Below are 13,273 nucleotides of genomic sequence, written 5' to 3'. Positions count from 1 at the left end.
ATCGTCCTTGGTTAGGCACAACATTCAATATTTTACTATCTTATACACCTTTAAACCTTTCCAGCCATGCCAAAATCAACAACCAACCCTTGGGCCAAGTACGGCCTGTCCTTATTATGTTTCCTTTTATTGTCCAATAGTGTTCCGGCCCAAGAACAGAGCCTTCCCAATTTCATCATCATCTTCGCCGATGATCTGGGTTATGGCGATTTGGGCACATTTGGACACCCAACGATCAAGACGCCCCACCTCGACCGAATGGCCCACGAAGGCCAGAAATGGACCAACTTTTACGCAGGGGCCAGCGTTTGCACCCCTAGCAGGGCGGCGCTTTTGACAGGAAGGTTGCCCGTTCGAAGCGGAATGGCCAGCAACAAACACCGGGTTCTTTTTCCCGACTCGAAACACGGCTTGCCATCGCGTGAAATTACCCTGGCCGAACAATTGAAAAAGGCAGGCTACAGTACCGCCTGTATCGGAAAATGGCATTTGGGCCACAAAGAGCAATACCTGCCCACCAATAACGGATTCGACTACTACTTTGGCATCCCCTATTCCAACGATATGGACCGGGTACAGGGAGAGGCCTATAAAAATTATTGGGACCGCACGAACGACAGTATCAAAAGCGAACACTTTAACGTTCCGTTGCTTCGCAACACCCAAATAATCGAACGGCCCGCCGACCAAAACACCATAACCACCCGATACTCGAACGAGGCCGTCTCCTACATAAAGAAGAACAAAAACCGACCCTTCTTTATTTATTTGGCCCACAACCTGCCCCATGTGCCCCTTTTCGCCTCCCAAGCCTTTTTGGGAAAAAGCGAAAGGGGACTTTATGGCGATGTGCTGGAAGAGATAGACCACGGGGTGGGAAAAATATTGGATACGCTAAAAGAAGAAGGACTCGACAAAAACACCATTGTTGTATTCACCTCCGACAACGGACCATGGCTTCCCTTTAAGCTGAACGGTGGAAGTGCGGGCCCCTTAAAGGCCGGAAAAGGAACCACCTGGGAAGGGGGCATGCGCGAACCCACGATTTTCTGGGGGCCTTCGAAAATAAGACCCGGTGTGATTACGGACCTGGGATCCACCATGGACCTCTTTACCACTTTCAGCAAAATGGCCGGGGTCGAGATTCCGAACGACCGGATAATAGACGGTGTCGACCTAAGTGGCACCCTGTTCAGGCACGAAAGCAGCCCTAGAAAAAGCATGTTTTATTACCGCGGGACCGAACTCTATGCGGTTCGAATGGAAAATTACAAGGCCCACTTTATCACCCAGGGCGCCTACGGCCAATTTGGCAAACGACAGGAGCACGATCCCCCATTGCTCTACCACCTCAACCACGACCCTTCCGAGAATTTCAACATTGCCCCAGCACATCCCGAAGTGCTCGCCACTATTGATGAATTGGTCAAAAAACATCGCTCCAAATTAATTAGGGGCAAGGACCAATTGGCCGACCGCGAACAATAAAAACCCAAAGCTATTGCGGGTTTCAATAAATGAAGTATATTTGCAGCCCTTTTAGGGAAAAACGTAGAATTAATAACAGGGGTCGGGCACCCCACAAATTAATGTGATATGCCAGTAAAAATTAGACTTCAAAGACACGGTAAAAAAGGAAAACCATTCTATTGGGTAGTTGCTGCCGATAGCCGTGCAAAAAGAGATGGTAAATTTCTTGAAAAATTAGGGACTTACAATCCGAATACCAATCCGGCAACCATAGAGATCAATGTAGACAACTCCGTAAAATGGTTGCAAAACGGTGCACAGCCAACCGATACCGCCAGGGCCATTTTATCTTACAAAGGTGTTTTGTTGAAGCATCATTTATTGGTAGGTCAGCGCAAAGGTGCTTTGACCGAAGAGCAGGTGGAAGAAAAATTCAAGGCTTGGTTAGAGGAAAAGGAAAGCAAGATCAATGCCAAGGTAAGCGGACTTGACCAAGAGAAGGAAAAAGCCAAGGCCGAGATATTAAAAGCCGAAAAGGAAATCAACGAGAAGCGTGCACAGGCCGCGGCCGAAGCCGAGGCTCCCGAAGCTGAAGAAGCCGAAGCCCCTGAAGCGGAAGGAGAAGCTGTAGCCGAAGACACTGCGGTGGCCGAAGCCCCTGCAGAAGAAGCCGGCACTGAAGAGCAGAAGCCTGCCGAAGAAGCATAGATCAATTCGAAGCGATGCGTAAGGAAGATTGTTTCTACCTCGGTAAAATCGTTTCAAAATATAGCTATAAGGGCGAGGTACTCGCAAAACTCGATACCGACGAACCCGAATTGTACGAAAACATGGAATCAGTTTTTGTCTTGATGAAAGGCAACAATCTGGTTCCATTTTTTATTGATAGATGTCGCCTGCACAAATCGAACCTGCTGCGCATCGATTTTGAGGAAGTAAAGGACGAAGCCGCTGCAGACCGTATTATGAGGCACGAACTTTACCTCCCTCTTTCCTTCCTCCCCAAATTGGAAGGCAATAAATTCTACTTTCACGAAATCATAGGGTTTGCCGTTATCGATTCCGAACTGGGCAATATCGGCCATGTTACGGGCGTAAACGACAGTACCTCCCAGGCCATATTGATGGTCGACAACAAGGGCAAGGAGATTTTGATCCCCCTGACCGATGAGATCTTAACCCAGGTCGACCGCGATAACAATACAATCCACGTCACCACTCCCGACGGTTTGGTAGACCTGTACCTTTCTTAGGGAAGCCGCCCGGACAAGCTTTTTTTCTTACAAACGCCCATGGCCGCCATCCGGTCAAACCCTACCTTTGCACCAAAATTCAGGGCAGCTTGGTCGCGTTCAAAAAGGAAATATCGGAGTACTTGTTCGATTTGATCGGTTTCTTCAAAAGCACCGATTTTTCGAAGGCCATCCTATTGGCCATCGCGGCTACCCTACCCATTGTCATAGGCATTAACCTTGACCAATTGGAAATTGGCCTATCCCTATGTTTTGGCGCGCTATGGTGTGCCCCCAGTAATACCAGCGGCAATTACCGCCATAGCAAAATGGGTATTCTGCTTTCCGCCATGCTAATAGCGATCATTAGCTATATCGGTGGCTACTTTAATTTCAAGGCCTGGCCCATGCTCCCCGTTTTGGGCCTGGCCACCTTTCTCATCGCCTATATTTCGGTATTCGGGTTCAGGGCTTCGCTCATAAGCTTTTCCGGTCTGTTGGCCCTGGTATTGAGCTTTGCCTACGAAACCAAGGAACTGCTGCTCTGGGAACACTGTTTGTGGACGGCATTCGGGGGATTGTGGTACCTGCTATTGGTGATGGCCTGGCACCGCATCAACCCCAAGGCGCAAATTGAAGAAGCCCTTTCAAAAACCTATATCCTTACGGCCGATTACCTAGAGACCCGCGCCCGATTGATCGATCCGGCCACCGATCACAAAAGCCTAATGGCCCTTTTGGCCGAAAAGCAAGACCAACTTACCGAACACCATGAGACCTTGCGCGAGATATTGATCCAATCCCGTAAAAATTCCGGCCGTTCGACCTATCAAAATCGGCGTTTGCTGGTATTCGTCCAATTGATAGAAATGCTCGAAATAGCCATGGCCAATCCGGTCGAATACGATAAAATGACCGCTTTCTTCGAACGACACCCGAAGTACACAAAGAGTTTTCAATCCCTTATCATTGAAATATCGAACCAGCTCAGGGCCATTTCAAAAACCGACATACGGTCGAAAAAAACTGCCCCTGCCCAATCCCTTCGCACACTATTTAAAAACGTCCAACACGATATCGACCTGTTGAAAAAAGGGGAAGGCGAAGATTTCACGGACTTCCTGATGCTACAGAACTTATTGGAATACCAAGAGAAGCAGTACGAAAAGCTAAAACGAATAAAATGGCTTTTAGGAAACCCGGAGATAGACCAGGCCGACTTCGTAGATCGGGAAACAGCCAAAAAGTTTTTGCCCCGACAAGATTACAGTCCCGCCCTCCTGTACCGCAATTTCAACTTCGGGTCACCTATTTTCAGGCATTCGCTACGTTTGGCCGTAATTACGATGGTCGGCTATGCCCTGGGCTCCTTCTTTAAGTTCCAAAACCCCTATTGGATCCTATTGACCATCATCGTGATCATGCGCCCCAGCTACGGACTCACAAAAAAACGCGCCAAGGAACGCATTATCGGCACCCTTATAGGCGCGGCACTGGCAACGGCCGTCGTCTTTTTTGTCTCAGATCCCTACATCTTTGGGGCCATGGGCATCGCAAGCCTTATCATGGCCTTTTCCATGGTTCAAAAAAACTACCGAATTTCGGCCACGTTCATCACCCTGAGCGTTATTTTTATCTACGGTATCATCAGGCCCGACATCCATACCATTATCCAGTACCGCATCTTGGACACCGTATTTGGCGCAGGCCTATCGTTTGCGGCCATTCTCTGGCTATGGCCTTCTTGGAGCTTTGCCAAGATCGAGGAAGATATCGCGAACAGTCTATCGGCCAACAAAAAGTTCTTTGAGCAAATTGTCCGGTTTTACGAGAAGAAGGGAAAAATTCCCGTCGAATACAACATGGCCCGCAAACAGGCCTTTAACGAAACCTCAAACCTTAGCTCGGCCTTTCAGGCCATGACACAGGAACCTGCCTCAAAACAAAAACAGTTCAACAAAACCTATGAAATGGTGGTGCTGGTGCACAGTTTCCTGTCTTCCCTTTCGTCTTTGAGCGGGTACATCCAAAATTATGGCACGACCGAGGCTTCGGATAATTTCAAAAAAACGGCAAACCTCATCATAAACAACCTGCAACAGGTCATCTATCAATTACGGGACAAAGAAGACGGACCTAGGGCCGCCACGCAGACCGATGAGACCGCCTTTAGGCGACTATTGCCACAACTAGACAAGGCTTCGACGAACCCTCCAACGGAACGAAACCGGCAAGAGGCCCATCTCATCGGCGAACAGTTGCAGTGGCTCTTTTCGCTCAGTCGCGACATGCTCAAACTTTCCAAGGGGTGGACGGGGAACGGTTAGGCTAGCCCAAGGCCTTTTCACAGTAAGACAGGCATTTTTTCACCTCTTCCACGGCATTGGACCCTTCAGGGATTTGATATTCGAGCTCGATCGTACCCGGAAACTTATATTGGTTGTCGCGCATGAGCTGTAAAGCTTCCGCGATCGGCGTATCTCCCGTACCCCAAGGCAAATTGCCTTTTTGATGCTGGGGAGATTGGCGGTCCTTTAGATGCATGCTTTTGATATGTGCCGATTTTTCCCGTATAAGGGACAAGGGGTCGGCGTTTCCGGCCGCCACATAATGGCCCAGATCCAGATTCATGGCATTGTATGCCGATTGGGCCAGGGCCGTATCCCACAACGTAGGGGTTTGTTGCTCGTGCCCGTGATAGGCCATAAAGACCTTGTTTTTCTTGGCCAATTTTCCCAACCTAAGGGTATGGGCATCATCACTCGGATGCTCTACGGTAACATGACTTGCCCCCAGTAACTTGGCGGCCTGCATGCCCCAATTGATATCGGCATCCGAATTATCCTTGCCGAACACTCCCGGCTTAAAGGCATAAATGGAGACCCCCGCATCGTTGTACATTTTGCGCAGCTTGGTAAAATGGTCCATCGACATTTTCGACCTCCACTCGGCAACCTCCTTGTTATACGATACCATTTGCGCCTGCAAATCGGTGAGCTCTTTGGCTTGATCTGCCGTAAGATCGCCCTGTTTTTTGGCTCGCCTCAGTGCGTAAAGGGTCTTTCGGTCAATTTGGCTTTCCGGTTTGCCGGCAAAGGTCTCGGCAGGCCCACCCATTAACTCGATGGCACTTATCCCGGCATCCAAAACGTATTTTAGGGTCGCCTCGGCACTTTGGTCGGGCATGCTTCGAAAAGAATAGGTAATCACCCCGATCTGTACCCCGTTGATCAACGAGTTCGGTTTTTTTAATGATTTTACAATGGCCGGGGCCCCGAACAAGGATGAGGGATCAAGCGCCATGCCTGCCGAGGTCAGGGCAGCGGCACCCAAAAATTTTCTCCGGGTAAAGTTTTTCGATTTCATAAGGTTGGGTTAAGGCCACTCAAGATAGCACATTTTTGCCAATCGCTTTCCCAATCTTTGCACCCGTTTTCCAAAAACCTAAATGGTTTACTTATTTTTGGGACTGGCACCCATCAAAAAACCACCAAACCATGACCAAGAACATTTTGTTTCTAGCCCTAACGGCCCTCTCCATTTGCTGTAAGTCCAAACCCGATCAACAGGAAAGTGCGCAAAAAGAGGGAAAACCGAATATCGTATTAATCTTCACCGACGACCAAGGCTATGGGGATGTCGGCGTATTCGGGGCCGACGACATTGCCACTCCGAACCTCGACCGCATGGCGGCCGAAGGCGTGAAGCTGACCAGTTTTTATTCGGCCCAAGCCGTTTGTTCGGCATCCCGGGCCGGAATTTTAACCGGCTGTTACCCCAATCGCATAGGCATACACAATGCCCTGATGCCCAATAGCGATATCGGGCTGAATCCTGAAGAAACAACAATGGCCGAAATGCTAAAGGACAATGGGTACACTACCGCCATATATGGGAAATGGCATTTAGGCGACCACCCCGATTTCCTTCCGACCAAAAACGGTTTTGACGAATGGTTCGGTATTCCGTATTCGAACGACATGTGGCCCCTCCACCCCCAGCAAGGCCCTATTTTTAACTTCGGGCCTCTTCCCTTGTACAAAAACGAGACCGTCATCGATACCTTGACCGACCAATCACAGCTCACTACCCAAATAACCGAACACAGTGTCGATTTTATCAATCGAAACAAAGACAAGCCCTTCTTTCTTTATGTACCCCATCCACAGCCCCATGTTCCCTTGTACGTTTCGGAAAAGTTCAAGGGCAAATCCGATAGGGGGCTCTACGGCGATGTCATCATGGAAATCGATTGGTCGGTCGGCCAGATTGTGCAAGCTTTGGAAAAAAACGGACTCACCGAAAACACCTTGATCATCTTTACCTCCGACAACGGCCCGTGGCTATCTTACGGCAACCACGCCGGGAGTGCACTCCCCTATCGGGAAGGAAAGGGAACGGCATGGGAAGGTGGCCAACGCGAACCCTTCATTGCCAAATACCCAAAAAAACTGGAAGCCGGCAAAGTAATAGATGTTCCGGTGATGGCCATCGACCTGTTACCGACCATTGCCGCGATAACCGGTTCAGAACTACCTGATACGACCATTGACGGGAAAAACGTTTGGAAGCTACTCACCGGCGAAACCAAGGAAAGTCCGCAAGAGGCCTATTTCTTTTATTATAGGGTAAACGAGCTGTTCGGGGTTCGCTATGGCAAGTGGAAGCTGTATTTTCCGCACCGCTATCGCACCATGGACGGACAGGAACCGGGAAAAGACGGTTTGCCGGGCAACTATCGCATGGTCGATTTAGAGGAAATCGAACTTTATGACCTGGAATCAGACGAAAGTGAAACGAACAATGTAGCTTCCGAAAACCCCCAAGTCGTGGAAAAAATAAAAGAGTTGGCCGACCGGATGCGTTCCCGTTTGGGCGATTCGTTAAAAAACATACAGGGCACCGAAAACCGGGAACCGGGAAGGGTCGACCCCAGTTAACCAACAAAGGCATTCATCATATGGCAACTATTTTCCGCTTTAAGGAATTCTCCATCGACCAAGAAAACTGCGCAATGAAAATCGGAACCGATGGCGTTTTACTAGGGGCTTGGAGCACCTTGCACCACCGTCCCCAAAGCCTGCTTGATATCGGTGCGGGCACCGGTGTTATCGCCCTTATGCTGGCCCAACGGAGCGATGCCGAAACCATTGACGCCATAGAAATCGAAGAAGGCGCCTATGAACAGTGCGTCGCCAATTTCGAGAATTCGCCTTGGGGAGACCGTTTGTTCTGTTACCATGCGGGATTCGATGAGTTCGTAGAGGAAATGGACGAAAAATACGACTTGATCGTTTCCAATCCGCCCTTCTATTCCGAAAAGGTATCAAGTGGCGATACTTCACGAGACCAAGCCAGGCAAAACGCCTCCTTGCCTTTTGAGGAATTGATCGAAGGTGTTGGCCACTTGCTTGCCGAGAAAGGTGTTTTCTCAACCATCGTCCCTTACGACAAAGAGCCTTACCTCTTGAAATTGGCCGTGAAACACGGCCTTTACGCCCGCCGCATTACGCACGTTAAGGGCACCCCTACCACAGCGGTGAAACGCAGTTTAATCGAATTTTCCTTCAAACCGTCAGAACCCCGGGTAGAAGAGCTTGTCATTGAAATCGAACGGCATCGGTACACGCCCGAATACATCGCCCTCACCCGCGATTTTTATCTAAAAATGTAACAACAGCGATACAAAATGTTGCATTTCTTTAATACATTTGATAAAAATCATATTCTATGCGACCTGATCTTTTTGAAGCTCCCGATTATTACAATATTGACGACCTGCTCAGCGAAGAGCACAAATTGGTGCGCGATGCCGCCCGTCAATGGGTCAAACGAGACGTTTCCCCCATAATCGAAGAATATGCCCAAAAAGCGGAATTCCCCAAACAAATTATCAAGGGGCTATCGGATATAGGTGCCTTTGGCCCCTATATCCCCGAAGAATATGGTGGCGCGGGATTAGACCAAATCAGCTACGGCCTGATCATGCAGGAAATCGAGAGGGGCGATAGCGGCATACGCTCGACCGCATCGGTTCAATCGTCTTTGGTAATGTATCCCATATTTGCTTACGGAACCGAAGCGCAAAAGAAAAAATACCTGCCGAAATTGGCCTCGGGTGAACTCATGGGCTGCTTTGGCCTAACGGAGCCCAATCACGGGTCCAACCCCGGAGGAATGGAAACAAAGTATAAGGACATGGGCGACCATTTTCTTTTGAACGGCGCCAAATTATGGATTTCGAACGCCCCGTTCGCCGATATTGCGGTCGTATGGGCAAAGAACGAAGAAGGACGCATTCACGGTTTGATCCTTGAACGCGGCATGGAAGGTTTTTCTACCCCCGAAACGCACAACAAATGGTCTTTACGGGCTTCGGCCACCGGAGAGCTTATATTCGACAATGTAAAAGTGCCCAAAGAAAACCTGCTGCCCAACAAATCGGGACTGGGTGCCCCCCTCGGCTGTCTCGATTCTGCCCGATACGGCATTTCCTGGGGCGCCATCGGTGCCGCCATGGATTGTTATGATACGGCATTGCGGTATGCCAAGGAACGGATACAGTTCGGCAAACCCATTGCGGCCTTTCAACTGCAACAAAAAAAATTGGCCGAGATGATTACCGAAATTACCAAGGCACAATTGCTGGCCCTTCGTTTGGGCCAACTAAAAAACGAGGGGAAAGCGAGCTCGGCCCAAATTTCAATGGCCAAACGCAACAATGTGGAAATGGCCCTTAAAATTGCCCGGGAAGCCCGACAAGTACTCGGGGGCATGGGCATTACCGGGGAGTATAGCATTATGCGCCATATGATGAACCTCGAAAGCGTCATCACCTATGAGGGCACCCACGACATCCATCTCTTGATTACGGGGGCCGATATTACCGGTATACCGGCTTTCTCCTAACCATAATTAATCGGGAGATTTCAATTTAAAGATTTATCTTTGCGACCGTGAAGTCGTACATCATCCTCTTTGTGGTCGCCCTTATGCTGGTCAAACCCTTTTGGCCGGTAGTGGAGTATATCGTGAATTACGACTACATCAAAAACGTACTTTGCGAAAACAAGGACCGACCCCAATTGGAATGCGACGGTAAATGTTATTTGGCCAAGTTACTGGCCGAAGAAACGGAAAAGAACGAAAAGAATCCCTTTGGGGAAAAGCAGTCCAAGCTAGAGATCCAAAACACGGTATTCTTTCAGGTTTTACCGCAGGCAATAAGTTTAAACCTGGAGCTAGGCCCTGGTAAGTCGTACAACGCTACCGCGTTAAACGTCTTTATTTCCACCGAATTGACATCGGATATTTCCCAACCCCCGGAAAACGTATAGTCAACTTCCAAACTATACGCATACCCCATGGCGAAAACAGCCGTGGGCCATGTATGTGCGTTTAAAATTTCAAACTTAAATTCTTATTCAACATTTTGGGAATGTGCGCTCCGCCGTGAGGGTTTCGCATGTTTTCAACATACTTTTTAATATACAACGATGAAAAAATATTCATTATATACCCTTGCCCTATCCATACTATTGTTCGTTAGCTGTTCAAGTGACGACGACGGTACTACCGAAGAATTAACAGGTTCGGGCGAGATTTCAATCAAATACGACAATGGCTTTAACGGCAACGACCTAATACTCAACACGCCCAATAGTGCCAACGAAAACGGGGAGGTAATAACCGTAACCCGATTCAACTACATCGTAAGTAATTTTCGCTTAGTGAACGAAGAGGGCGAAGAGTTTGTTTACCCTAAAGACGAAAGCTATTTTATTGTAAGCCAGGAAACCGAGGAAGACAATATAGTACTTCCCGGTATACCCGCCGGAAAATACACCACCCTTAAATTCGGTATCGGCGTCGACCAAGAAAAATATCTTCAAGGTTCCGAGGGCCAAGGGGATTTTCTTGCCGAAGCCGAGGCGAACAACATGATGTGGTCATGGCAAGCGGGTTACAAATTCTTGAATTTCGAAGGCAGCTTCACCTCGGAATCCGTTACCGAACCCACAGATTTTAAAATACATATGGGCAGCCATGGTTCGAGCTTGGACAACTACAAGGAAGTTACCTTGGAATTGCCCACCAGCGTGATTGTCAGCGATGAAATAGATTCGAGCATCCATCTTAAAATAGATGCCTCAAAGATTCTCGTTTCAAGCAACAACATCAAACTTTCGGAAAAATCGGTCATCATGGTAGACGAGGAAAAATCGCCACAAATAGCGGTCAATACGACCGAAATGTTCGTGGTAGACCATGTCCACAATGGAGAAAGTCACGACTAACAATCATCGGTTGAGTTAAAAAAACAAGATGGCCGGCCCATTTACGGCCGGCCGTCCCAATTTGCAATCATGAGACGAATATTCATATTAGTATCGGCAATGGTGTTTTTGGGCTCTTGTTCTTCCGACGACGAAGAATATGTAGCCATCGATGAGCCGCTGGAGTTTACCGTACCGAGCAACTTTCCCGAACCCAGCTACGATTTAGAAGCGAATCCGCCTACCAAATTCGGATTTGAGCTCGGAAAAAAACTGTTCTACGACGGCCAGCTTTCGGCCAACGGATTTATTTCGTGCGGCTTTTGCCATGAGCAAAGGCATGCCTTTACCCACCACGGCCATCAATTCAGCCATGGAATCGACGACCTTGAGGGCACTCGAAACACACCGGCCATACAAAATGCGGCCTTTATGACCGAGTTTACCTGGGACGGGGCTACGTCGCATTTAGACCTCTTCCCCATCATCCCCATTACCAACGAAGTGGAAATGGGCGAAACGGTTACCAACGTGGTCAATAAGCTCAAAGCCGACAAAGAATACCAAAAAGATTTTTCGCTTGCCTTTGAAGACGGGGAAATCAATACCGAAAACTTTCTGAAAGCCTTGGCGCAATTTATGGTCATGATGGTTTCGGCCGACTCCAAATACGACAAATACGTACGCAATGAGGCCGGAGGGGATTTGACCGATCAAGAAAAAGAAGGCATGGAACTGTTTGAACAAAAGTGTAGCTCTTGCCACAGTACGGACCTTTTTACCGACGGATCTTTTAGAAACAACGGCCTTCCCCCCAACCCACAACTGAACGATGTGGGGCGCGAAGAGGTAAGCGGCTCGGCCGACGACCGTTACAAATTCAAGGTACCGAGTTTACGAAATGTCGAAAAGACCGCACCCTATATGCACGACGGAAGGTTCGGCACCTTAATGGCCGTTCTCGATTTTTACGATAGCGGCGTTGTCGACTCTTCTACCCTTGATCCCTTGCTCAAACAAGAAGAACGCTTGGGCATTGCCCTAAGCTTATCGGAAAAAGAAGCCATAATAGCATTTTTAAACACCTTAACGGACAATACGTACCTCAATGACGAACGATTTTCTGAATATTAAACACTTGACCCTTCTATGGGCCTTTGCCTGTGCGACCCTAGGTTTTGCCAACGATATGGGGCCCCTGCCCGAACCTAGCCCTTGTGCGGCCCATTTTCACTACGAGGAAGGTTACTTCGATTTTTGTGACACATGTGGATGTGGAAGTAGCGGCGGAAGCATGGGCTACGGCACGGCAATGAACAGTTATTTTGTAGGACTTCGCTACATCGGGCAGCAATACCGTTCGCGGGACGGTATTTTCAACAACTCGCCCTGGATCACCGAAAACTTCAATACCCTACAGGCCTGGGGCAATATCCCCGTTACCGAACGTATTATCCTCAATGCCATCGTTCCCTATCAATTTCACAACAGGGTATTGCCCGACGGCACCGACCAGGAAATCAATGGTTTGGGAGACATTAGCGTCCTGGCCTTTTACAACCTGCTAAAGGCTACCCCCGACAGCATCGTTTCGATAAAACCCGAACACTACCTTCAATTGGGTGGCGGAATAAAGGCCCCTACGGGCAAATACGACAAGGCGAACAATACCGGAAGCGTCAACCCCAGCTTTCAACTGGGCAATGGTAGTTGGGACTATATCCTTGCCATGAACTATGGCTTCACCCATCGCAATTGGGGCATAAGCACCTTGTTGAACTATACCTTTAAGACCAAGAACCCCAAGGAATACCAGTTCGGCAATCAGCTCAATTATGGCATCAATGCCTTTAAGACCTATTACCTGTCCGATTTCGCACTGACCCCCATTGTCGGCCTAGCGGGGGAAAAATTCGAATCGAACGAAGAATACGGCCTAAAGGTCGCGGATACCGAAGGAAACGTGTTTTTGGGCAAACTAAGTATCGAAGGCAGCTATAAAAACTATGCCTTGGGCCTAACCGGCGTGTTGCCCATCAGCCAAGACCTGAACAATGGTCGGGTAGAGCTCAGGCACCGCCTGTCGGTTTACCTGAACATCAACCTCTAGTCCACCGCCCAAATAACAAAGAATCGATTGCACACCACATAAATGAGGACCTTCACATCATTTTGTTGCGGCTCTTGGCCAAGCCCCGTATGTTTGTCATGTGATTATTAACCAAGAGTAAATTTTTCATTTTCATATAGTGTTCTCGTAAAGGAGCTTTGTCGAAAGACAGGGCTCTTTTTGGT

General features: G+C 48.6%; 12 protein-coding genes. 11 read left to right on the top strand and 1 reads right to left on the bottom strand.

Going from position 1 to position 13,273, the window contains the following annotated elements:
* The first annotated feature begins 66 nt into the window (after positions 1-66).
* The 4 genes from BUB37_RS04510 (at position 67) to BUB37_RS04495 (ending at position 5,029) form a co-directional block, all read left to right on the top strand.
* Positions 67-1,488, top strand: a complete 1,422-nt coding sequence (locus tag BUB37_RS04510; RefSeq protein WP_072989086.1) for a sulfatase family protein — start codon at positions 67-69, stop codon at positions 1,486-1,488.
* Positions 1,489-1,596: 108 nt separating this feature from the next.
* Positions 1,597-2,178 carry a 30S ribosomal protein S16 gene (locus BUB37_RS04505; RefSeq protein ID WP_072989082.1) on the top strand — a complete coding sequence of 194 codons (582 nt, stop codon included), beginning with the start codon at positions 1,597-1,599 and terminating at the stop codon, positions 2,176-2,178.
* A gap of 14 nt (positions 2,179-2,192) precedes the next feature.
* Positions 2,193-2,723: a ribosome maturation factor RimM gene (gene rimM / locus BUB37_RS04500; RefSeq protein ID WP_072989078.1), complete on the top strand. Its 531-nt coding sequence runs from the start codon at positions 2,193-2,195 to the stop codon at positions 2,721-2,723.
* 89 nt (positions 2,724-2,812) lie between these two features.
* Complete coding sequence (locus BUB37_RS04495) at positions 2,813-5,029, top strand: FUSC family protein (protein ID WP_094766525.1); 2,217 nt, start codon at positions 2,813-2,815, stop codon at positions 5,027-5,029.
* Between the two features lies 1 nt (position 5,030).
* Here the strand turns inward: BUB37_RS04495 and BUB37_RS04490 are convergent, their stop codons facing one another.
* Positions 5,031-6,068 (bottom strand): sugar phosphate isomerase/epimerase family protein, encoded by a 1,038-nt coding sequence (locus tag BUB37_RS04490; RefSeq protein ID WP_072989074.1) that lies wholly within the window; start codon positions 6,066-6,068, stop codon positions 5,031-5,033.
* Between the two features lie 131 nt (positions 6,069-6,199).
* Here BUB37_RS04490 and BUB37_RS04485 point away from each other — a divergent pair, with 131 nt between their 5' ends.
* The 7 genes from BUB37_RS04485 to BUB37_RS04455 all read left to right on the top strand — a co-directional run bounded on the left by BUB37_RS04485 (position 6,200) and on the right by BUB37_RS04455 (position 13,088).
* Positions 6,200-7,642, top strand: coding sequence for a sulfatase family protein (locus BUB37_RS04485; protein WP_072989071.1), 1,443 nt, complete (start codon positions 6,200-6,202; stop codon positions 7,640-7,642).
* Between the two features lie 20 nt (positions 7,643-7,662).
* Positions 7,663-8,376: a tRNA1(Val) (adenine(37)-N6)-methyltransferase gene (locus tag BUB37_RS04480; RefSeq protein WP_072989067.1), complete on the top strand. Its 714-nt coding sequence runs from the start codon at positions 7,663-7,665 to the stop codon at positions 8,374-8,376.
* A 56-nt stretch (positions 8,377-8,432) separates the two neighbouring features.
* The gene (locus BUB37_RS04475; protein WP_072989064.1) at positions 8,433-9,611 is read left to right on the top strand and encodes an acyl-CoA dehydrogenase family protein; all 1,179 of its coding nucleotides are present in this window, start codon (positions 8,433-8,435) and stop codon (positions 9,609-9,611) included.
* Between the two features lie 47 nt (positions 9,612-9,658).
* On the top strand, positions 9,659-10,039 hold the full coding sequence (locus BUB37_RS04470) for a hypothetical protein (protein WP_094766524.1): 381 nt from the start codon (positions 9,659-9,661) through the stop codon (positions 10,037-10,039).
* Positions 10,040-10,198: 159 nt separating this feature from the next.
* A complete protein-coding gene (locus BUB37_RS04465) occupies positions 10,199-10,999 on the top strand; it encodes an MbnP family protein (protein WP_072989061.1) in 801 nt (266 codons plus the stop codon).
* 69 nt (positions 11,000-11,068) lie between these two features.
* Positions 11,069-12,112 carry a cytochrome-c peroxidase gene (locus BUB37_RS04460; protein WP_072989058.1) on the top strand — a complete coding sequence of 348 codons (1,044 nt, stop codon included), beginning with the start codon at positions 11,069-11,071 and terminating at the stop codon, positions 12,110-12,112.
* Positions 12,087-13,088: a transporter family protein gene (locus BUB37_RS04455; RefSeq protein ID WP_094766523.1), complete on the top strand. Its 1,002-nt coding sequence runs from the start codon at positions 12,087-12,089 to the stop codon at positions 13,086-13,088. The genes BUB37_RS04460 and BUB37_RS04455 overlap by 26 nt, the downstream gene beginning before the upstream one ends.
* Positions 13,089-13,273 lie beyond the last annotated feature (185 nt).

It is taken from the genome of Pseudozobellia thermophila, from assembly GCF_900141855.1.
Lineage (GTDB): Bacteria > Bacteroidota > Bacteroidia > Flavobacteriales > Flavobacteriaceae > Pseudozobellia > Pseudozobellia thermophila.
Note: the sequence above shows the minus strand (reverse complement) of the source record. Positions and strands in the feature narration are given on the sequence as shown.

Coding starts and splice junctions, on each gene's coding strand:
- BUB37_RS04480 (WP_072989067.1), top strand. CDS start 7,663: ATGGCAACTATTTTCCGCTTTAAGGAATTCTCCATCGACCAAGAAAAC.
- BUB37_RS04485 (WP_072989071.1), top strand. CDS start 6,200: ATGACCAAGAACATTTTGTTTCTAGCCCTAACGGCCCTCTCCATTTGC.
- BUB37_RS04505 (WP_072989082.1), top strand. CDS start 1,597: ATGCCAGTAAAAATTAGACTTCAAAGACACGGTAAAAAAGGAAAACCA.
- BUB37_RS04460 (WP_072989058.1), top strand. CDS start 11,069: ATGAGACGAATATTCATATTAGTATCGGCAATGGTGTTTTTGGGCTCT.
- BUB37_RS04490 (WP_072989074.1), bottom strand. CDS start 6,068: ATGAAATCGAAAAACTTTACCCGGAGAAAATTTTTGGGTGCCGCTGCC.
- BUB37_RS04510 (WP_072989086.1), top strand. CDS start 67: ATGCCAAAATCAACAACCAACCCTTGGGCCAAGTACGGCCTGTCCTTA.
- rimM (WP_072989078.1), top strand. CDS start 2,193: ATGCGTAAGGAAGATTGTTTCTACCTCGGTAAAATCGTTTCAAAATAT.
- BUB37_RS04455 (WP_094766523.1), top strand. CDS start 12,087: ATGACGAACGATTTTCTGAATATTAAACACTTGACCCTTCTATGGGCC.
- BUB37_RS04465 (WP_072989061.1), top strand. CDS start 10,199: ATGAAAAAATATTCATTATATACCCTTGCCCTATCCATACTATTGTTC.
- BUB37_RS04475 (WP_072989064.1), top strand. CDS start 8,433: ATGCGACCTGATCTTTTTGAAGCTCCCGATTATTACAATATTGACGAC.